This window comes from Brenneria sp. L4-2C (assembly GCF_040240335.1).
Lineage (GTDB): Bacteria > Pseudomonadota > Gammaproteobacteria > Enterobacterales > Enterobacteriaceae > Brenneria.
On sequence record NZ_JBEIAC010000014.1, the window covers coordinates 84232 to 105146 of the forward strand.

Consider the following 20915-nt stretch of genomic DNA (forward strand, 5'->3'; position numbering starts at 1 on the left):
CCCCGGTTTCAGCCACCGGATCACAACGGCTACCTGATAAGAGGCCATGACAAGGCATCATCATTCCCGTGAGGGGATCACATATGGCTCGTTCATCCCTGTGAAGGGCTAACTGCTAACTGCTAACTGCTAACTGCTAACTGCTAACTGCTAACTGCTAACTGCGGATGTCGCTACGCTCCACCTTCGATACCGTCAGCGGGGCGTTTAAACCCCATCGCCGCGAGCACTGGCTGCATACCGTCAACGACGTGGACTACACGCCGTTTAAGGCCGGGGAAAACCTTGCCGACAACGCCCCGCACTTCTGGCGCTGGCTGACCCGTGCGGCAGGGAACAACGCGGATAAACAGGCGCGTATTCTGGCCGAAATTGCCACTATGCTGGCCGGGGAGGACAACACCACGGCAGAGACCATCAACAACGCTAACATCACGCCGCGTAACCCGCGAAAATACCTGTACCACGCCTACCTGTCGTTTATGGAGTCACACGGCCATCAAAAACCCATCAGTCTGACGGCTTTTGGCAAGGTGCTGCCTAATATGATGTCGGAATACGGGCAGGTGTACCTCAAGGGCAGAACCAAACAGGGCAGACAGACTAACCTTGAGCTGAAAGATGAATCGGATGCCGACTGGCTGCCCAAGTGTGAGGTGGCGAGATAGACGCCAGCAACGATACAACCGGCTCCGGCCGGTTTTTTTACGCCAAAAAACGTCAAAGGGTGACGAGTTACTCATCACCTGTTCACCGACTCATCACCCATTAATTTATTGATTAGTAAAAATAAAAATCCGTGGTGAAGAGGGTGATCAGTTTTGTGAAAAATCTTTTTATTGGGAGGTCAAAGAATACTTTTCTCAAAAATATCGGCTAATGGCCGAGTATTGCCGTGGTATCCGGCCACGTTAGCCGCTAACCATTCTTGAACGCCGATCTTTTCAAAAGAGACACCATAGCCACAGTTGATAATTATATGCTCGAACAATAAACGCTGAGAACGTCCATTACCTTCCCGAAACGGGTGAATTACATTCAAATCTGAATAGTATTCTGCTAACTGAGTTATCAGAGCCGGACACTCAAGGCCTTGTAAAAAATCATTATTGGATAGCTGTGTAAAAATTTTATTGGCTTCAATTGCAATACGGGATACGGTGCAAAAACGTGTCTGGCCTTTAGAAATATCGATATGCCGTATTTCTCCTGCCCAATCGAATAAATCCCCGAATATTTTCCCATGCAGCCTGCACCAGTAATGCAGGTCGTAAGGTGGTTCTTCAAATTCAATATCGAGAACGGCCAGTTCGGATAACTGACGCTCCGCATAGTCGAATTTACTGTTATCGTTGATGCCGAGCTTGTTTATCAGAACATCGCTATCGGGGTAGGTGTAAGGATCTTGCCCTGAGCCGTATTTATCAGACATAACCACTCGCCTTATACATGGCAATCAGGTTTTTTCTCAGCGCTTCCCTTTCCTGTTTGTCTGCGGGAAGCGGCGTATCCTCAACGCTGAATCCTTCAAGACGCATACTGTCCCGGTAGTTTTTGAGTTTCACCTGATTGTAGTAATCGCGCTTTTCTTCCAGTGTCACCATACGTGGGGAGCGCGTTTTGTTTGGCAACGTTTTTGGCGCTATTTTCCGATGTTGCTTGAATATCAACAGGTCGGTATTTTTAAGTTTCTCAACCAGCCGTTCCCCGTCACCGAACACACCCCATGACGAGATAGACAGGGCTTGCCGTTTGCCACTTTTTACACGAGTAATGCTGATATCCATCGTTGACTGGAGCGTGCTTAACACTTCCTGTACTTTTCTTTCAGAGATACCTGTAGCGGTTACGATAGAGTGCGTATTAGGGGAATCCTCTTGTACCAGAGCCGCGAGTACCGCCATTTCATATCGCATGTGCTTTCACCTTTAATCCGCATATATATGCGATAAAGAGTACCACAATCACGGCCTGGGCGTACCTTACCTGCAAGGGTGGTGAGTTACTCATCACCTGTTCATTGGCTGCTCACCACTTAACTCGCTAAAAATAAAGATAAAAAATACAAGGTGAAGAGGGTGAACAGTTTTTAGAAAAATAATTTTATTGGGGAAGCGTCATATTGCCTACTTGAGATTTTGTATCCACTTTAACGGGGCTCAAGCGCCGATGTGTATAAATGAATTTTTAATAACTAAATATATTTATTAAAAACAATTATTTATGGTGTTGCGTTTGACTACTATTGTCTGAAATCTACGGTGATTTGGGGGTGTCAATGGGGGCATGTCGTGTTCGGTCTAGAGGAGATACCCCCGGATGAAGCTCAATGCCAGACAAGTCGAGACTGCCAAGCCTAAAGATAAACCCTACAAGTTAGCGGATGGTGGGGCATGTATCTGGAGGTGTTCCCAAACGGCACTAAAAGCTGGCGCATGAAATACCGTATCGCAGGTAAAGAAAAACGTGCTCAGCGCTTTGACCGGGTATTCATGGTCTGCGACGGTTAAGGGCGTGCGTTTTTTTGAAGGCTCTCAATAGCTGCGTCGTGTTAGCTTTTAGAGCCGTAGTGCGTATAATCCAAGGCGTAGTCTGTCGATTAAAATCAACATTCACGACGGATTATGTTTCTCAGCCCATCCCGCAAAAAATTGATCCACATCACCGCATTTATTCTTATTTATCCACAGCGTTTTCGAACGGTTTCACCAAAGTAAGTCGGAAATCATTGTTTGCGAGTAAGATTCGTTACTGGATACACTGGATGACAACCCTTTAATATGAGAACCGAAAAACGCATCCAAAAAGATTCATCCGAGATTCATACTCGATAGATCTATTTTTACAGCGGCGGAAGCTTTTCCATACCAATCTTTTTTAAGTAATATCAGTTGTACTCATGCAACATTGATTCTGAACCCATTCAGGGATGCATTACTTTAAAAAACGACAGGAGCCGTCAAGTGACGTTATATGAGATTAAGCCTAAATTTCAAAACCTATTAAGACCGATAGTCGTCAAACTGCATCGTTGGGGGGTATCAGCAAATCAGGTGACGCTGCTGGCGATGTTGATATCGGTGATTTTGGGGGGATTGTTGATGTTATTCCCCGTGCCTTTCTTTTTTATTTCTCTGCCGATTTATTTATTTTTCCGTATGGCGCTCAACGCGATTGATGGCATGCTGGCGAGAGAGTTTAACCAACAGACAACCTTAGGCGCGATGCTTAATGAAGTAGGCGATATTATTTCAGATGCCGCGCTTTACCTTGCTTTCGCTTTCCTGGCAGGGGTATGGCCCTGGTTGGTGGTTTTGGTTGTTTTGCTCTCCTGGCTGACTGAATTTTGCGGCGTCATCACGCAAACGTTAACGCGTCAAAGAAACTATCGAGGCCCGCTCGGCAAAAGCGATCGTGCATTTCTGTTCGGGGCGTTAGGTCTGGGGATTGCTTTATGGCCGCAGTATGTGGCTGTTGCCAATGCTGTGTTTATTATTGCCGCGGTATTATTGGTTTGGACCTGCATCAACCGTTGCCGTAGCGCATTGGAGGCGGAGCATGTCTGATAGCGCGCAAGCTTTATATTATTGTCTGGGCGGCATTTTCAGTGTCCTGGTACTGGCGACAATCACGATATTCATATTGAAAAAATGTCGACCTCAACGTGACTGGCTTGAGTTGCAGCAGCGCATCAACAGTTGGTGGGTGATTGTTTGTCTGTTTTCTCTGGCGATGCTGTCGCCAAAATGGCTGGCGCTGACCTTCTTCGGATTTATCAGTTTCTTATCCTTAAAAGAATATTTAACGTTGGCCCCCACGCGGCGTTCGGATAATGTCCCCTTGCTATGGATGTATGCCGCTATTCCATTGCAGTACATCTGGATAGGCATGTCCTGGTACGGCATGTTTATTATCTTTATTCCTATTTATGTCTTTTTATTTTTACCCGCTCGAATGGTGATCATTGGCGATACCAAAGGTTTTTTGCATTCGGCGTCGATTATGCACTGGGGCATGATGACGACCGTCTTCGCATTAAGCCACGTCGCTTTTTTGCTGGCGTTGCCGGGAGAGGCGGTTAAAGCAGGCGCGCTGCTGGTTATTTTCCTCGTTGTTCTGACCGAGATAAATGATATCGCTCAGTATCTGTGGGGGAAGTCGCTGGGCAGAATCAAGGTTACGCCGAAAGTCAGCCCCAATAAAACGCTGGCGGGACTGCTCGGCGGGGTATGCACCACAACGCTTCTGGCGACCTTACTGGGGCCGATGCTCACGCAGATGGACTGGGCGCATTCATTAGGCGCGGGCATGCTTATCGGCTTAAGCGGATTTTGCGGCGATGTGGTGATGTCCGCCATCAAGCGGGATTTCGGCGTCAAAGATTCCGGCAAACTGCTGCCCGGTCATGGCGGTATTTTGGATCGTCTGGACTCGCTGATTTATACCGCGCCGCTATTTTTCCACTTTTATTATTATTTCTATGTCTAAGGAGCGCTGATGAACCGGATGCTGCGCTGGCTGTTTACCTTATGTATCGCTTATCCCGTGGTATGGATTTGGCTTGGGGTTTCCATTTCCAATAGAAAAAAACTACCGGTCGGTGGTCCGGCGATTATTGTGGCGAACCACAATAGCCATCTGGATGTGCTGACATTATTTACGCTGTTTCCTCTGTCTACCCTTGTTAATGTGCAGCCTGTGGCCGCGGCCGATTATTTTCTGAAGAATAAACTGATTGCCTGGTTCGCCCTTAAAGTTATCGGCATCATTCCTGTTTATCGTGGCGCTCATCAGGCGAATCCCTTGCAATCCTGTGTGGATGCATTAGCTGAAAATAAAATAATCATTCTATTTCCCGAGGGAACCCGTGGCGAACCGGGAAAACTCTCGGATATTAAGTCAGGTATCTGGCATTTAAGTCAGCAATGCCCTGAAGTCCCTATCATTCCCGTCTATATGCATGGGTTGGATCGTTCGATGGGGAAAGGCCAAAAAATACCGGTACCGTTTTTTATCGATATTTACATTGATGACCCGTTATTTTTCAACGCCGACAAAGCGTCTTTTAAAGATAAGTTATTAAACCGCTTTCTTGCATTACAACAACATGCCACAAGGAAAATATGATGAGTCAGGAAACGCGTTTATTTCAGGAAGGGACATTCTTAACCAGTGACGATATATCGCTATATTTTCGTCATTGGCCCGCGATGGAAAGCGATAGCCGTAAAGTGATCGTGTTGTTTCATCGCGGGCATGAGCATTCCGGGCGGCTACAGCATGTCGTCGATGAACTAAACATGCCGGACACGCATTTTTATGCCTGGGATGCGCGCGGACATGGAAAGTCTCCCGGCGATCGCGGCTACAGCCCCAGCCTGGCGCGATCCGTGCGGGATGTCGATGAGTTCGTACGCTTTGCGGCGGCGGATGCCAATGTAGGCAGCGAAGATATCATCGTCATTGCACAAAGCGTGGGGGCGGTGCTGGTTGCCGCCTGGGTTCATGATTATGCGCCCAAAATTCGGGGCATGGTGCTGGCGTCGCCGGCGTTTAAGGTCAAACTCTATGTCCCTTTCGCTCGAGCCGGTTTGGGATTATTGCAGCGGATACGCGGCCTGTTTTATGTAAACTCTTACGTGAAAGGGAAGTTTCTCAGTCACGATCCAGCGCGTATCGCCAGCTTTGAACAGGATGAATTAATCACGCGCCAAATCGCCGTCAATATTTTGCTGGATCTCTATAAAACCGCTGAACGTATTGTGTCGGATTCTTCAGCGATAACGTTGCCTACCCAACTGCTTATTTCCGGCGATGACTTCGTGGTACATGCTAAACCGCAAAAGCAATTTTATGCAGGGTTGCGCAGCGCGATAAAAGAACAGCATATTTTACCGGGTTTCTACCATGATACGTTGGGCGAGAAAGACCGCCGTATTGCTTTCGATAAGATGAAGGATTTTATCTCGCGACTTTACGGCAGCGAAGTTTACGCATTTGATTACCGCCATGAAGATCGCTGGAGCCCAAGCGCCGACGCCTATCGTGAATTACAGGCGCCGCCGAAATCACTCTCGCCGGAAGGGCTGTACTACTCCGCGTTGAGCTATGCGATGAACACCCTCGGCCGGCGCTCGGCAGGGATGCAACTGGGCTATGATACCGGCTTTGATTCCGGCAGCACGCTTGATTATGTCTATCGCAACGAACCGGAAGGCAAGGGCTTCCTTGGACGCGTCATTGACCGTAATTATCTTAACAGTATCGGCTGGCGCGGCATTCGGCTACGTAAAGTTCATATACAGCAGATGATCCAACGGGCTTTGGCGACATTGCGCGAAAAAAATATGCCGATTCGCGTTGTCGATATCGCCGCCGGGCATGGCCGCTATGTGTTGGATGCGCTGGAACAACAGTCCGATATTGAATGTATTCTGCTGCGCGATTACAGCGAACTGAATGTGGCGAAAGGTCAGGCCATGATTGAAGCGCGGGGGCTGAGCGGGATTGCGCAGTTCAAGACTGGCAATGCTTTCGACTATGACTCTCTGGCGTCAATTGATCCGGTCCCGACGTTGGGGATTGTTTCCGGCCTGTATGAGCTGTTCCCGGATAATGACTTACTTAGAACTTCTTTGGCCGGGCTTGCGGCGGCGATTCCTCCGGGCGGCGTATTGGTTTACACCGGGCAGCCCTGGCATCCGCAGTTAAAAACCATCGCTTATACCTTAACCAGCCACCAGAACGGCATTCCCTGGATGATGCGGGTTCGCAGCCAGAAAGAGCTGGATACGCTGGTGGAGCAGGCCGGTTTTGAAAAGTGCGGACAGCTTATTGACGAGTACGGGATATTTACCGTGTCGCTGGCGGTGAGAAAACGGCATGACTGAGTCGGCAATCTCACGAAATCCATTCAGCCTCTGGAAACAGGGGCTATGCTGGCTGCTATTGCTGGGGCCGCTGTTTTTTCTGACCTACGGGCAGGTCAACCAATTCACGGCGACGAGGCAGGATGTCGGCTGGATCGTCTTTAGCTGGGAACATGCGATTCCGTTTATTCCGTGGACCATCGTGCCTTACTGGAGTATCGATATTCTGTATGGCATTTCACTGTTTATTTGTACTTCAAAGCAGGAACTGACGCGTCACGGCTACCGGTTGCTGGCGGCATCGCTGACCGCCTGCGCCGTTTTTTTATTATTCCCTTTGAAATTCACTTTTGTTCGCCCGGAAACCGAAGGGATATTCGGTTGGCTGTTTCGTCAGTTGGAGCAATTCGACCTGCCTTACAATCAGGCGCCGTCATTACATATTATTCTCACCTGGCTGCTGTGGTTACGTTTTCGTCAGCATTTGAGCAGAAATGCAAGAATAGTGGCGGGAGGCTGGTTTTTACTGATCGCGGCGTCTGTGCTAACCACATGGCAACACCATTTTATCGACGTATTCAGCGGTTTTATCGCGGCGGTTTTGATTAGCTACGCCATTCCGATCGCGGGGAAATGGCGCTGGCGGCGCCCATCCTCTCACTCTGTCCGCCTGTCTTTAAAATATGCGGGCGGCGGCGTTATGCTTCTGCTTGCCGGCTTCATCATACCTTATGGCGAGATATTGTTATGGCCGGCGATATCACTGTTTCTGGTCGCTGCCGGTTATGCGGGATTAGGCGTTGCGGTTTTCCAAAAAAACGCGCAAGGGAAATTATCGCTTTCCGCCCGGATCCTGTTGTGGCCTTATTTAGCGGGCGCCAGATTATCCATGCGCTGGTTTTCTCGCACCATCCCTAAAACGTCTGCGATTTGCGACGGGCTCTATCTCGGCGGTTTCCCTGAGGCTGCGGTGCAGCAAAGCGCCATCCTGGATTTGACGGCTGAGTTTCATCAAGGGACTCGCCATCCCTGGTGCGCGTATCCGTTAATGGATTTAGCGGCGCCTGATGCGCGAAGCATTTTGCATGCGCTGGCAAAACTTGGCCGCTTGCGACAAACGCACGATACTGTTCTGGTTTGTTGCGCGCTCGGCTTATCACGTAGCGCGGTTGTCGTCGCGGCCTGGTTGCTGGCCCAGGGGAAAGTCGCCAACGTTAAGCAGGCCGTTGAGCTGATAAGAACTCGGCGTCCGCAGGTAGTGTTAACGCCAGCCCATCTTGCTGTGCTGGAACAATTGCAGGAAACTTTATGCCGAACATCGCGCTGACGAACCGTATCATGCAGATCCATCTTTCAAGTTGGCGTTACTTCGCATTCCTGACGCTGCCGCCTTTAGGCATCGCCTTTAATTCGGCATATTCCCTGCAAAGCGTATTGTTGTTGATTCTGTTTTTCATTAGCCATTATTTTTGCTGGCGCTTGTGGCTTGATGAGCGGCTTTTTTTGTTGCTGGATAATGAAGGCGACCTCGCTTCATTTGACGAGGGAATGGCCTATTTATGGCCGATGAAACAGGATAAAACGCGTACGCTGGCGGAACGTTGGCTGGGCGCGCGCCGGTTATTTCGCCGGGCGATGTTTGCCACGCTTGCGTTGTGGGCGGTCGCATTAATCACGTTGTTATATCCGTCTTAGTATGGCTATCCCGCGCTTAAAAGCGACGTTATGCATCATTATTAATCGGGATTGATTGTGTTCCAGGAGGGTGCAGGTGGATTATGAAGCGCAAATTAGATTATGGCTAATGCAAGATGAAATGAGACTTGACGTCATCAAGGCCGTATCCTCGTTAACCCTTTCTGATTGTTGGGTCGCCGCCGGGTTTATCCGTAATTTGGTCTGGGATAAATTACATCGTTATTCATATTCCACCCCATTGAATGATATCGATGTTATTTATTACGATGCAGAACAGACGGATAAGTCAGCGGATTTATTTTATGAATCGCAACTACGCGCATTAACAAACGCGTCGCTTGGTTTTTCGGTAAAAAATCAGGCGAGAATGCACGGTAAGTTAAAGAAAACGCAATATAACAGCACGCTGGAAGCCATGTCATACTGGCCTGAGATCGAGACGGCCGTCGCTGTAAGATGGATAAATGACGATATTCAATTTATTGCGCCGTTCGGTCTTGAGCGTCTATTCAACAAAACAATTACATTTAACGTGAAGAGCAGTTTTGAAGCGTTTAACCAGCGAATAAATAGTAAGGGCTGGCTTGAGACGTGGCCTGATTTAATTGTGCATGAGAAAGGGTAGATAAGATCTTTCTCCGCCGTTCAATGATTGAAAATAACGGCACCGGATGATTGCCGCGCGATGATGTGTTCATACGCTAATCCGCCGCTTGAATTCGGATATCATGGGGCGGCTCGCCCCGTACAGCGCAGGAAGGACAAGAAGCCCTTAATGCCGGGGCGTCGGTTCATGCATTAATGAATCTTTGTGGCAATCTCTAATGTGCCATTGATGATGAACTGAACGCCCATGCACACCAACAGAAAACCCATCAGGCGGGAAATGGCCTCGATACCGCTTTTGCCGACAAGCCGCATGATGAATCCTGAGCTTTTCAGGCTCAACCACAAAATCAGGCTGACAATCAGAAACGTCAGCACCGGCGCGACCGTAAGCACCCATGGCGTAATATCTAAACCGCTCTTGATTTGTGATGCGGAGCTGATGATAAGCGCGATGGTACCTGGGCCTGCGGTGCTGGGCATCGCCAACGGAACGAAGGCGATATTGACCGCGCTGGAGGATTCGCTGTTATGGATTTCATCGGCTTTACTTGCCACTTCAGGCGAGTTCTCTGGCTGCTGCTGCGGAAACAGCATGCGAAAGCCGATAAAGGCAACGATCAGTCCGCCAGCGATGCGCAATCCGGGAATAGAAATTCCGAAAGTATTCATGACCAGTTGCCCGCTATAAAAGGCGACGGTCATAATGATGAAAACATACAGGGATGCTTGAAATATCTGTTTGTTCCGTTCGCGGTAGCTCATACTCCCGGCCAGCCCGAGGAACAGCGCCACTGTTGTCAGAGGGTTGGCGAGAGGTAAAATTAATACTAAACCCACTCCGATTGTCTGAATTAACTCCAGCATTTAATCTCCTGTTGGCTATGAACAATGCAAGGCTGGCCTGCAAGTTTCCTTTTTAAGGTAAAGATGGTCTGGCGCTATCTTACTGCAATTGCAGTTGTTTTTTTCAGGCTGTCTCGTCATTTTCCGCCAGGGTTTTAAAGCGGCGGAGCGTTTTTGTCAGCATGTCTTTGGAGAAAATATCAAACATCTGGCTGATTTTTTTCCCCAGCAAACCACCGGGAGGATCAAAGCGAATCATCAATGTCACTTCGGTTCCCAGGCCAGGCTGGGCGGGTTTGAATGATAGTCTGCCTTCATTGGGGATGCGGGCGCCTTCCAGAGAACGCCAATAGATATATTCCCCCGGTTTTTCATCAACAATTCTCGCCCGCCAGTCAATGAGCGCGCCGAAGGGGGTATTCACACGCCAGCGTGAGTCGGTATGGTTGAGAATATCGATGGTGGCGAAATGATTCATCAGAATCGGCAGCGTTTCAGGCTTGCGCCAGAGCGCAAACAACGTTTCAGCAGGTCGATTAATCGTAATGCTGCTACGAATTTCATCCGAGCCGCTATTGCCGCTACCCCCGATATTTTTTAGAAAAGGCGGTCTTAACAAGAGTCCTCCTAATGAATTTTTGGTCCGTAGAGCATCTTTAACGCCATTGTGACTAATATTGACCATTAAGCAAAGTCGGAAGACGGCATGAGGTCTATGCAACATGCGCGATTTTCCTGCAATGGGGTTCGCAACTCTGATGGCAAGACCTCTTTCTCCGGGGAAAAGTGTTACCCTCACTTATCTATGCCTGATTAGGATGATGGAGCAATGACGGAAACTGATATTTCACGATTAAGCGGTCTGGTCGGCGATCGGCTGAAGGCCCGCGGCGCCAAGATGACCTGCGCGGAGTCCTGTACCGGCGGATGGCTGGCGAAAGCCATCACCGATGTGGCCGGTAGCTCCGGCTGGTTTGATTACGGGTTTGTCACCTACAGTAATCAGGCCAAACAGGTGCTGGTCGGTGTGAATGAAAAGACGTTGGCTGACTACGGCGCCGTAAGTTCGGAGGTCGTGCGGGAAATGGCCGCCGGCGCGTTGACCGTCGCCGGGGCGGATTTCGCCGTCTCTGTCAGCGGTATCGCCGGGCCGGATGGCGGAACGGATGAAAAACCCGTCGGCACCGTCTGGTTCGGATTTACTGATAACCAGGGGCGGGCCTTTACGCGCAAAGCGTTATTCAGCGGAGACAGGCACGCCGTGCGTTTGCAGTCGGTCCATTTTGCGTTGCAAACGCTATTGGATGAGTTTCTGCAAAAATAATCTTGATGCTGTATGCGTATACAGTATAATGTCGACAATTACTCGGTAATCCATGACTAAACGGCCGGTAGAGAGACAGCTTTACGCCGTATGACAGGAGCAGAAATGGCTATTGATGAGAACAAACAAAAGGCACTGGCAGCAGCGCTGGGTCAGATTGAAAAACAATTTGGTAAAGGTTCTATCATGCGTTTGGGCGAAGATCGCTCAATGGATGTTGAAACCATTTCTACCGGCTCCCTGTCTCTTGATATTGCATTAGGAGCCGGCGGTTTGCCGATGGGACGCATCGTCGAGATTTACGGCCCGGAGTCCTCGGGTAAAACAACGCTGACGTTGCAGGTGATTGCAGCGGCTCAGCGTGAAGGCAAAACCTGCGCCTTTATTGACGCGGAGCACGCGCTGGATCCGATTTACGCCAAGAAACTGGGCGTCGATATCGATAATCTGCTGTGTTCTCAGCCGGATACCGGCGAGCAGGCGTTGGAGATCTGCGACGCGCTGACACGCTCCGGCGCGGTTGACGTCATCATTGTCGACTCCGTCGCCGCATTGACGCCGAAAGCTGAAATCGAAGGTGAGATCGGTGATTCGCACATGGGACTGGCTGCGCGTATGATGAGCCAGGCGATGCGTAAATTAGCCGGCAACCTGAAACAGGCCAATACGCTGTTGATTTTCATCAACCAGATTCGTATGAAGATTGGCGTGATGTTCGGTAACCCGGAAACGACGACGGGGGGTAACGCGCTGAAATTCTACGCGTCGGTTCGTTTGGACATTCGCCGTATAGGTTCGATCAAAGACGGCGACGAAGTCGTCGGTAGCGAAACCCGCGTTAAGGTCGTGAAAAACAAAGTGGCCGCGCCTTTTAAACAGGCCGAATTCCAGATTTTGTACGGTGAAGGGATTAACATCTACGGCGAGCTTGTCGATCTGGGCGTTAAGCATAAGCTGATTGAGAAAGCGGGCGCCTGGTACAGCTACAACGGCGACAAGATTGGACAGGGTAAAGCCAATGCGTGCAATTATCTGAAGGAAAATCCTGCTATTGCGGATGAACTGGATAAAAAACTGCGTGGAATGCTGCTGCATAAGAGCAGCGATTTATCCCCGGCGATTGATGGCGATGCTTTTGATGAAGTCGCCGTCGGCGAAGGCGATAAAGAGTTTTAAAGTTGGTTAAGTTGTTTACCGCAACGGTGTTCATCGGATTTGTGAATGAGTAAACCATTACGTTATGCGATGAATGTGCTTTCCGTCCGCGACCATAGTGAAGTTGAAATACGCCGCAAGCTTGCGGCGTATTTGCAAAAAGCGATCACTGCGGAGCCAGAGAGTGATGAAATGGCGGACGGCGCTGCTGTGGAGGAAATCGAATCTGCTATCGCTTATTGTACGGAGCACGGCTGGCTGGATGATGAGCGCTATGCTCGTCGTTATATCGGTAGCCGTAGTCGTAAAGGCTATGGCGCCCAGCGTATCAAAGCAGAGTTAGGTCAGAAGGGCATCGATAAGACGACGATCGCTGTTGCATTAAACGAATGTGATATTGACTGGTTCGAACTGGCTAAAGTCGCAGCAGAAAGAAAATTCGGGCCTCTCCTGCCTGTCGAATGGAAAGAAAAAGCAAAACTTCAACGATATTTGCAATATCGCGGCTTTTCCCATGAAGAAATCAACTCCATTTACACTAATTTTTCAGATTGAGTGCATACGGGATTTTACTTCCCATCGAAGAAAATTTATCTTATTCCCACTTTTTGTTCGTGAGTTGCACGGTAGCGTCAGCATGCTGCACTAACCTTGCCCACGATCTGTTCTTTTAGTTTGATTCCAGGACAATTATGAGCAAGAGCACCGCTGAGATCCGTCAAGCGTTTCTCGATTTTTTCCACAGTAAGGGACATCAGATTGTTGCTAGCAGCTCTCTGGTGCCGAATAACGATCCAACATTGCTATTCACCAACGCGGGTATGAACCAGTTTAAAGACGTGTTTCTTGGGCTGGATAAACGTAGTTACTCACGGGCGACTACGTCGCAACGCTGCGTGCGCGCCGGGGGTAAACATAATGACTTGGAAAACGTCGGCTATACCGCTCGTCACCATACCTTCTTTGAAATGTTGGGTAACTTCAGCTTCGGCGATTATTTTAAGCGCGATGCTATCCACAATGCATGGGAACTGCTGACAGATCCCAAATGGTTTAATCTGCCGAAAGAGAAATTGTGGGTAACGGTATACGCCACCGATGATGAAGCCTATGACATTTGGGCCAACGAAATCGGCGTTCCTCATGAACGTATTATCCGCATTGGGGATAATAAGGGCGCGCCCTATGCTTCAGATAACTTCTGGCAGATGGGCGACACCGGCCCTTGCGGCCCGTGTAGCGAGATTTTCTACGACCACGGCGAGCATATCGCGGGAGGGCCGCCGGGAAGTCCGGACGAGGATGGCGATCGTTATATAGAAATCTGGAACCTCGTCTTTATGCAGTTCAACCGTCAGGCCGATGGCACATTGCTGCCGCTACCCAAGCCCTCCGTGGATACCGGCATGGGTTTAGAGCGTATTTCCGCGGTGTTGCAACACGTGAACTCCAACTATGAAATTGATTTGTTCAAAACGCTGATCGCCGCCGTTGCCAAAGCGGTGGGAACAACTGACCTGGACAACAAGTCGCTACGCGTTATTGCCGACCATATCCGTTCTTGCGCGTTCCTGATTTCCGATGGCGTGATGCCGTCAAATGAAAACCGGGGTTACGTTCTGCGTCGTATCATTCGCAGAGCGATTCGACATGGCAATATGCTTGGCGCGACCGATACGTTCTTCTATAAGCTGGTCGCTCCGCTGATTGAAGTGATGGGCTCCGCCGCTGATGAATTAAAGCGCCAGCAGACGATGGTTGAGCAAGCGCTGAAGACGGAAGAAGAGCAGTTCGCTCGTACGCTGGAGCGCGGCCTGGCCCTGCTGGATGAAGAAATCAAAGCGCTGAAAGGGGATACGCTGGACGGAGAAACCGCTTTCCGTCTGTATGATACCTATGGTTTCCCGCTTGACCTGACGGCCGATGTTTGTCGTGAACGTGGTCTGAAAGTCGATGAAGAAGGGTTTGAGCGCGCCATGGATGCGCAGCGCGCGCGCGCGCGCGAGGCCAGTGGCTTTGGGGTCGATTACAATAATCTTGTGCGCGTCGATGTGAAGACGCCGTTCTCCGGCTATGAACAAAACCAGCAACAGGCGAAAATCATCGCGCTTTACCATAATGGCAACGCGGTTGATCAGATTAACGCGGACCAGGAGGCCATTGTTATTCTGAATGAAACGCCATTTTATGCCGAGTCCGGCGGTCAGGTAGGCGATCGGGGCGAATTAAAAGGCGCCAACGTTAACTTTGCCGTTGAGGATGCACAGAAATACGGGCAGGCCATCGGTCATATCGGTAAGCTGGTTCAGGGGACGCTGAAGGTCGGTGACAGCGTGGAAGCGGTTATTGATAACGAACGCCGTAATCGCATTCGTCTGAATCATTCCGCTACTCACTTGTTGCATGCCGCGTTGCGTCAGGTTTTGGGCGATCATGTCGCTCAGAAAGGCTCTCTGGTTAATGACAGCTACCTGCGTTTCGACTTCTCGCACGCGGAAGCGATGAAGCCGGAGCAGATTCGCCAGGTGGAAGATATCGTCAATGCGCAGATTCGCCGTAACCTGGCCGTACAGACCGAGGTAATGGCGTTGTCGGATGCCAGGGAAAAAGGGGCGATGGCGCTCTTTGGCGAGAAGTATGAAGATCACGTCCGGGTTCTTACCATGGGTGATTTTTCCATCGAACTGTGCGGCGGGACTCACGCTGGTCGTACGGGGGATATCGGCCTGTTCCAGATCGTCTCCGAGTCCGGTACGGCGGCCGGCATCCGTCGTATTGAAGCGGTTACCGGGGAAAACGCGCTGTCTGCGTTGCACCGCCAGAGCGACGTCCTACAGGATGTCACTCAGCTTCTAAAAGGTGATAGTAATAATCTGGTTGATAAGGTACGGTCTGTACTTGAGCGTACTCGTCTGCTGGAAAAAGAGCTCCAACAGTTGAAGGCACAGCAGGCCGCGCAGGAAAGCTCCTCGCTTTCAGGCAAAGCGAAAGAGATTAACGGTGCGAAACTGCTGGTCACTCAGTTGGACAATGTTGAGCCTAAAATGCTCCGCACCATGGTGGACGATCTGAAAAACCAATTAGGATCGGCCATTATTGTGCTGGCAACGACGGCGGAAGGTAAGGTCAGTCTCATCTCCGGCGTCACGAAAGATCTGACCGATCGCGTGAAGGCCGGCGAGTTGATTGGCTTTGTCGCTCAGCAGGTAGGCGGTAAAGGCGGCGGGCGCCCTGATATGGCGCAGGCCGGCGGCAGCGATATCGCCGCGTTACCCGCAGCATTGGCCAGCATTGAACCTTGGGTGGCTGATAAGCTATAAATATTAAATCAGAGTGTTATCCTAACAAAACGCCATAACTTCATTGGTTTTGGCGTTTTTGTCTTGCCGAAAAGGCTTCCGGCAAGCAAGATGAATACGAGGCTACTTTCGATGTTAGGAAGTTGAATCGGCTTGCAAGTCTTGTTGTGATAACAAAGGCACAAGCTACTTATATCGACTAAACTAACAGTAGCGACAAACTATGAGTGAGATGGCGAGGGTGATATCCTCCATCTAGGTTTACGTTTTCACGGCACATGATGGATGATGACGGGGAGACAGAGAGACCCGACTCTTTATAATCTTTCAAGGAGCAAAGAATGCTTATTTTGACTCGTCGAGTTGGCGAAACCCTCATGATCGGCGATGAGGTAACGGTTACCGTACTAGGGGTAAAAGGCAATCAGGTGCGTATTGGTGTTAACGCTCCTAAAGATGTTTCTGTCCACCGTGAAGAAATCTATCAGCGAATTCAGGCAGAAAAATCGCAACCGACATCCTATTGATTGACAAAGCGTCTCGCGGAAACGAGACGCTATTGTCGCTTTCCCGTGTTTTTCCCTCTTCGCATGTTTATCAATACGCCCTGGCGCTTTTGATTATCTTTTCTTACGACAAGATAAGCGTCTGTTTTTCTGTTGATAAAATGCCCTTTTTGCTGTGAATCTGCTCGTCTTGGGTGCGAATTGCGCAAACAAACATAACTTGGGAAAAAGTATTTGACTTATAAGACCGGGAAAGTAATATGTGCGCCACGCAGTACCGGTGAGGGTCAGCAAGAAACATCTGATGACAATCGCAGGTAAGGTTTGGTGAGGTGGCCGAGAGGCTGAAGGCGCTCCCCTGCTAAGGGAGTATGCGGTCAAAAGCTGCATCGAGGGTTCGAATCCCTCCCTCACCGCCATTTATTTTGCATCCGTAGCTCAGCTGGATAGAGTACTCGGCTACGAACCGAGCGGTCGGAGGTTCGAATCCTCCCGGATGCACCATACTAAGTTGGAATGGCAGCAACCCAGTCTGATCTGTTTCGCTTTTAGCGGCATATCATGACAAGGGAGGATAACGTTGCTTTAGCAACGGCCCGAAGGGCGAGGCTTTGCCGAGTCATCCTCCCGGATGCACCATATTATAAATGGCAGGTAATAAACGGTATCCCTGATGCCGATAGTGACAAGCAAACACTACGCTATACAAAGAATTATTAATGCATCCGTAGCTCAGCTGGATAGAGTACTCGGCTACGAACCGAGCGGTCGGAGGTTCGAATCCTCCCGGATGCACCATTCTTGAATACCTTGGGTTATCTGGCTTAACCGCCATGCGCTGATTCACTAAACAGACGTTTTCATTCCGATGCATCCGTAGCTCAGCTGGATAGAGTACTCGGCTACGAACCGAGCGGTCGGAGGTTCGAATCCTCCCGGATGCACCATCTTTAATCGGAACAGCAGCACGCCTCGTCTGGTCTATATCTTCTTCTTCCTTTTTTCACTTCTGTATCGAACGGTTACATTTTTCTTCTGCGTTAATCTTGTTGTACATCGCTTAAACATTTCAAGCGTCCGCATATTCTGCGCCATCTGTCCGGCCTACCGGCTTGTGTGTATTACACTTACCTGTGTTATTAACTCCCTATTTTGCGTGATGCCGCGTGGCGTTCACGGCATTCGTGCGGCAAAACTATTATCTGCACGGCTAATGGCATGATTCTTATATGGTTATTGAGTGAGCGACAATGTTTTCACTTTACGCTAAAGTAGATCTCTCTTTTTTCAGTGATCATGGAGTCATGATGTACGATCGCTATCAAGGGCTGATCTTTGATATGGACGGCACCATCCTCGATACGGAACCCACGCATCAGAAAGCATGGCAGCAAGTGCTGGCGGGATATGGGGTTAACTATGATGCCGCTGCGATGACCGCGCTTAACGGTTCGCCCACCTGGCGAATTGCTCAGGCTATTATTAGTCGTCATCAGGTTGATATCGACCCCTACCAACTGGCGGCCGAAAAAGCGGCGGTGGTGGAGGAGATGTTATTGGATACGGTAAAACCGTTGCCGTTGATCGATATCGTTAAAGACTATCGGGGACGCCGTCCGATGGCGGTTGGCACCGGGAGTACCCATGGTCTGGCTGACAAGCTCCTGAACCACCTTGGTTTACGCGATTATTTTGATGCTATCGTAGGGGCGGATGACGTAGATAATCATAAGCCTTTTCCCGATACCTTTTTACGTTGCGCCGAATTGATCGCCGTCGCGCCGGAAAACTGCGTGGTATTTGAAGATGCGGATTATGGCATTGAAGCTGCCGTAAGGGCAAAAATGGCCGTGGTCGATGTTCGTAAACGGTGAGTGAGTTATGGGCCGCTTTTTCTCTCTTCTGGAGTAGCCTACTGAGTGCGACGTTGTTGCCCGGCAGTTCGGAAGTCGTGCTGGTTTCTTTGTTGGTTTCTGAAAGCGCCAGACCCTTTTTGCTGATTATGGTCGCAACGGTGGGGAATACCCTGGGCGGATTAACCAATGTTTTAATAGGGCGCTTGCTACCTCAACCAAAACAACAGATGGGATATGGTCTGGCTGTACGCTGGTTGCAGCGTTACGGTTCGGCTGCATTGTTATTTAGCTGGGTTCCGGTAGTTGGCGATTTGTTGTGTGTATTGGCGGGTTGGTTACGCATGCCTTGGATGAGCTCGGCGATTTTTATTTGTATTGGCAAAGCGCTGCGCTATATCGTCCTGACAGGGATAACCTTACAAGGCATCGCATGGTGGTCTTAACCGGAAAATGAGGTCTGGTGCGGTCCATCAAGTTTCAATTATGCTTACAAACATTACATTTAACATCGGGAGGTCGATTTGATCCCGGATATATCACAGGCTCTTTCCTGGCTGGAAAATAATCCTCAGGCAGTGAACTGTATCCAGCGTGGAATTGAACGCGAAACTTTGCGCGTTATGGCAGATGGACAGCTTGCCGCAACCAGTCATCCAGAGAAATTAGGTGCGGCATTAACACATCCATGGATTACCACGGATTTTGCTGAAGCATTGTTAGAGTTCATTACGCCGGTCGATAAAGATGTCGATCATCTGCTGGCATTTTTGCGCGATATTCATCGTCACGTCGCTCGTAATTTGGGCGACGAACTGATGTGGCCATTGAGTATGCCGTGCTTTATCGCTAATGAACAAGATATCGAACTGGCGCAATATGGCTCATCCAATATCGGGCGGTTTAAAACTCTTTATCGTGAAGGGCTGAAGAATCGCTATGGCGCGCTGATGCAGACGATTTCCGGCGTACACTATAACTTTTCATTGCCGGTGTCATTCTGGCAAGCCCGAGCCGGCGTCAGCGATATGGAAAGCGGTAAAGCGGAAGTTTCCGCCGGATATTTTCGCCTGATCCGAAATTACTACCGCTTTGGCTGGGTCATTCCGTATTTGTTCGGCGCGTCACCCGCTATTTGTTCTTCCTTCCTGCAAGGCGCCGAAACGTCGCTGCCATTTGAACGTACCGAGAAGGGATTGTGCTATCTGCCCTATGCAACATCTCTGCGCCTGAGCGATCTCGGCTACACTAATAAGTCACAAAGCAATTTGGGCATTACGTTTAACGATTTGAACACCTATGTGGCGGCGCTGAAACAGGCGATCAAAACCCCTTCGGAAGAGTATGCGAAGATTGGGATGAAGAAAGCGGGGCGCTACCTGCAATTAAACACCAACGTATTGCAGATTGAGAATGAGCTTTATGCACCAATCAGGCCGAAACGTGTGACCCGGGCCGGTGAATCGCCCTCTGATGCCTTGTTGCGCGGCGGGATTGAATATATTGAAGTGCGTTCGCTGGATATCAATCCTTTCTCGCCTACCGGGGTTGATGCCAGTCAGGTGCGTTTCCTCGATTTATTCCTGATCTGGTGCGCATTGGCGGACGCGCCGGAGATGAGTGCGGATGAACTGTTATGCACGCGTAAAAACTGGAATCGGGTGATACTGGAAGGCCGTAAACCGGGGCAGACGATCGGCATGGGCTGTGAAACAGCGCAGCATGCTATTGCCAAGGTCGGGAAATCATTGTTTAACGATTTACGTCGAGTTGCGGAAGTTTTGGATAACGGCAACGCTCAGCCCTATTATCAGCAGGTTTGCGATGAACTGATTATTGGTTTTGACGATCCGGAAAGCACCTTCTCTGGTCGCTTGCTGAACTTGATGAAAGAGGGCGGTAATCGCGGGGTCGGACTTCATCTGGCGGAAGAATATCGTAAGATGCTGTGCGATGAACCGTTGCAGATATTGACAGAAGAACAGCTGGCGGCGGAAAGTGAACGCTCATGGCGACGTCAGCGGCAGATCGAAGCAGATGATAAGATAAGTTTTGAAGCGTACCTGGCGGCGCAATAAAAAAGAAAAGGCCACATATCAATGTGGCCAAATGAACATCTCGAATAGGGATGATGATGATAAATGCGCGTCTTTCAAGTATTCAGACTTGCATGAAAAAGAAAAGTTCCCGGAAATGAGAAAAAATGAATTTTTTCTATGAGGAGGTGGCCTGATGCCATTACTAGATAGTTTTACTGTAGATCATACTCGTATGGCTGCGCCCGCTGTCCGGGTTGCCAAAACCATGAAAACCCCTCATGGCGATACAATCACGGTATTTGACCTGCGTTTTTGCCGCCCGAATATCGAAGTGATGCCGGAACGAGGGATTCATACGCTGGAGCATTTGTTTGCCGGTTTTATGCGCGATCATCTGAATGGCGATGGCGTAGAGATCGTTGATATTTCCCCAATGGGCTGTCGTACCGGCTTCTATATGAGCTTAATCGGCACGCCTGATGAGCAGCGTGTCGCCGATGCCTGGAAAGCCGCTATGGCCGATGTGCTGAAAGTGACCGACCAGCGTAAAATCCCTGAGCTTAACGAATATCAGTGCGGTTCGTATGAACTGCATTCGCTGGCCGAAGCCCAGGAGATTGCCCGGCATATTCTGGATCGCGATATCGGCATCAACCATAATGATGAACTGGCGTTGCCGAAAGAGAAGCTGTCGGAACTACATATCTGATCGGCAAAATA

The 20915-nt window shown here is 49.7% G+C and carries 20 protein-coding genes, 4 tRNA genes and 2 pseudogenes; 22 read left to right on the top strand and 4 right to left on the bottom strand.

The annotated features are described in order from the left end of the window. Window positions 1-185: 185 nt before the first annotated feature. Window positions 186-668, top strand: a pseudogene (locus tag ABRZ26_RS18105) (winged helix-turn-helix domain-containing protein); the annotation flags it as partial. A 179-nt stretch (window positions 669-847) separates the two neighbouring features. On the opposite strand, the gene ABRZ26_RS18110 reads toward ABRZ26_RS18105, so the two are convergent. Both ABRZ26_RS18110 and ABRZ26_RS18115 read right to left on the bottom strand, forming a co-directional pair. Further along, window positions 848-1432 (bottom strand): Fic/DOC family protein, encoded by a 585-nt coding sequence (locus tag ABRZ26_RS18110; RefSeq protein WP_319605529.1) that lies wholly within the window; start codon window positions 1430-1432, stop codon window positions 848-850. Next, window positions 1425-1916 (bottom strand): YhfG family protein, encoded by a 492-nt coding sequence (locus tag ABRZ26_RS18115; protein ID WP_319605530.1) that lies wholly within the window; start codon window positions 1914-1916, stop codon window positions 1425-1427. Before ABRZ26_RS18115 ends, ABRZ26_RS18110 begins: the two co-directional genes overlap by 8 nt. Before the next feature lie 403 nt (window positions 1917-2319). Between ABRZ26_RS18115 and ABRZ26_RS18120 the strand changes: the two are divergent. From ABRZ26_RS18120 to ABRZ26_RS18155, 8 genes and pseudogenes are all read left to right on the top strand, one after another. Further along, window positions 2320-2465 (top strand): annotated as a pseudogene (locus tag ABRZ26_RS18120) (Arm DNA-binding domain-containing protein); the annotation flags it as partial. Between the two features lie 498 nt (window positions 2466-2963). Then, window positions 2964-3566, top strand: a complete 603-nt coding sequence (locus tag ABRZ26_RS18125) for a CDP-alcohol phosphatidyltransferase family protein (RefSeq protein WP_319605561.1) — start codon at window positions 2964-2966, stop codon at window positions 3564-3566. Then, the gene (locus ABRZ26_RS18130; protein ID WP_319605531.1) at window positions 3559-4488 is read left to right on the top strand and encodes a phosphatidate cytidylyltransferase; all 930 of its coding nucleotides are present in this window, start codon (window positions 3559-3561) and stop codon (window positions 4486-4488) included. The genes ABRZ26_RS18125 and ABRZ26_RS18130 overlap by 8 nt, the downstream gene beginning before the upstream one ends. A gap of 9 nt (window positions 4489-4497) precedes the next feature. After that, complete coding sequence (locus ABRZ26_RS18135; RefSeq protein ID WP_319605532.1) at window positions 4498-5127, top strand: lysophospholipid acyltransferase family protein; 630 nt, start codon at window positions 4498-4500, stop codon at window positions 5125-5127. Beyond that, window positions 5127-6890, top strand: coding sequence for a bifunctional alpha/beta hydrolase/class I SAM-dependent methyltransferase (locus ABRZ26_RS18140; protein WP_319605533.1), 1764 nt, complete (start codon window positions 5127-5129; stop codon window positions 6888-6890). Before ABRZ26_RS18135 ends, ABRZ26_RS18140 begins: the two co-directional genes overlap by 1 nt. Next, window positions 6883-8196, top strand: coding sequence for a phosphatase PAP2/dual specificity phosphatase family protein (locus tag ABRZ26_RS18145; RefSeq protein ID WP_319605534.1), 1314 nt, complete (start codon window positions 6883-6885; stop codon window positions 8194-8196). Before ABRZ26_RS18140 ends, ABRZ26_RS18145 begins: the two co-directional genes overlap by 8 nt. Beyond that, entirely contained in the window at window positions 8178-8564 is a 387-nt protein-coding gene (locus ABRZ26_RS18150) for a hypothetical protein (protein WP_319605535.1), read from the top strand. Before ABRZ26_RS18145 ends, ABRZ26_RS18150 begins: the two co-directional genes overlap by 19 nt. 76 nt (window positions 8565-8640) lie before the next feature. Then, a complete protein-coding gene (locus tag ABRZ26_RS18155; protein ID WP_319605536.1) occupies window positions 8641-9192 on the top strand; it encodes a nucleotidyltransferase family protein in 552 nt (183 codons plus the stop codon). A gap of 173 nt (window positions 9193-9365) precedes the next feature. Here the strand turns inward: ABRZ26_RS18155 and ABRZ26_RS18160 are convergent, their stop codons facing one another. Both ABRZ26_RS18160 and ABRZ26_RS18165 read right to left on the bottom strand, forming a co-directional pair. Beyond that, a complete protein-coding gene (locus tag ABRZ26_RS18160) occupies window positions 9366-10040 on the bottom strand; it encodes a MarC family NAAT transporter (RefSeq protein ID WP_319605537.1) in 675 nt (224 codons plus the stop codon). Between the two features lie 103 nt (window positions 10041-10143). After that, on the bottom strand, window positions 10144-10638 hold the full coding sequence (locus ABRZ26_RS18165) for an SRPBCC family protein (protein ID WP_330521097.1): 495 nt from the start codon (window positions 10636-10638) through the stop codon (window positions 10144-10146). A 210-nt stretch (window positions 10639-10848) separates the two neighbouring features. Between ABRZ26_RS18165 and pncC the strand changes: the two genes are divergently transcribed. The 13 genes from pncC (at window position 10849) to luxS (ending at window position 20904) form a co-directional block, all read left to right on the top strand. Next, complete coding sequence (gene pncC, locus ABRZ26_RS18170; protein WP_319605538.1) at window positions 10849-11343, top strand: nicotinamide-nucleotide amidase; 495 nt, start codon at window positions 10849-10851, stop codon at window positions 11341-11343. Between the two features lie 105 nt (window positions 11344-11448). After that, window positions 11449-12519, top strand: coding sequence for a recombinase RecA (gene recA, locus ABRZ26_RS18175; RefSeq protein ID WP_319605539.1), 1071 nt, complete (start codon window positions 11449-11451; stop codon window positions 12517-12519). 45 nt (window positions 12520-12564) lie between these two features. Next, a complete protein-coding gene (recX, locus tag ABRZ26_RS18180) occupies window positions 12565-13053 on the top strand; it encodes a recombination regulator RecX (protein WP_319605540.1) in 489 nt (162 codons plus the stop codon). 137 nt (window positions 13054-13190) lie between these two features. Continuing rightward, window positions 13191-15818: an alanine--tRNA ligase gene (gene alaS / locus ABRZ26_RS18185; protein ID WP_319605541.1), complete on the top strand. Its 2628-nt coding sequence runs from the start codon at window positions 13191-13193 to the stop codon at window positions 15816-15818. A 320-nt stretch (window positions 15819-16138) separates the two neighbouring features. Next, window positions 16139-16324, top strand: coding sequence for a carbon storage regulator CsrA (gene csrA / locus ABRZ26_RS18190; RefSeq protein WP_048637755.1), 186 nt, complete (start codon window positions 16139-16141; stop codon window positions 16322-16324). 305 nt (window positions 16325-16629) lie between these two features. Next, window positions 16630-16722: transfer RNA gene (locus tag ABRZ26_RS18195), tRNA-Ser, on the top strand. 8 nt (window positions 16723-16730) lie between these two features. Further along, window positions 16731-16807: transfer RNA gene (locus ABRZ26_RS18200), tRNA-Arg, on the top strand. Between the two features lie 217 nt (window positions 16808-17024). Further along, window positions 17025-17101: transfer RNA gene (locus ABRZ26_RS18205), tRNA-Arg, on the top strand. Window positions 17102-17173: 72 nt separating this feature from the next. Continuing rightward, window positions 17174-17250: transfer RNA gene (locus tag ABRZ26_RS18210), tRNA-Arg, on the top strand. Between the two features lie 360 nt (window positions 17251-17610). After that, on the top strand, window positions 17611-18177 hold the full coding sequence (gene yqaB, locus ABRZ26_RS18215) for a fructose-1-phosphate/6-phosphogluconate phosphatase (protein ID WP_319605563.1): 567 nt from the start codon (window positions 17611-17613) through the stop codon (window positions 18175-18177). Further along, window positions 18174-18602: a YqaA family protein gene (locus tag ABRZ26_RS18220; protein ID WP_319605542.1), complete on the top strand. Its 429-nt coding sequence runs from the start codon at window positions 18174-18176 to the stop codon at window positions 18600-18602. Before yqaB ends, ABRZ26_RS18220 begins: the two co-directional genes overlap by 4 nt. 78 nt (window positions 18603-18680) lie before the next feature. Next, a complete protein-coding gene (gshA, locus tag ABRZ26_RS18225; RefSeq protein WP_319605543.1) occupies window positions 18681-20234 on the top strand; it encodes a glutamate--cysteine ligase in 1554 nt (517 codons plus the stop codon). A gap of 154 nt (window positions 20235-20388) precedes the next feature. Continuing rightward, window positions 20389-20904, top strand: a complete 516-nt coding sequence (gene luxS, locus ABRZ26_RS18230; protein ID WP_319605544.1) for an S-ribosylhomocysteine lyase — start codon at window positions 20389-20391, stop codon at window positions 20902-20904. The last annotated feature ends 11 nt before the right edge of the window (window positions 20905-20915 follow it).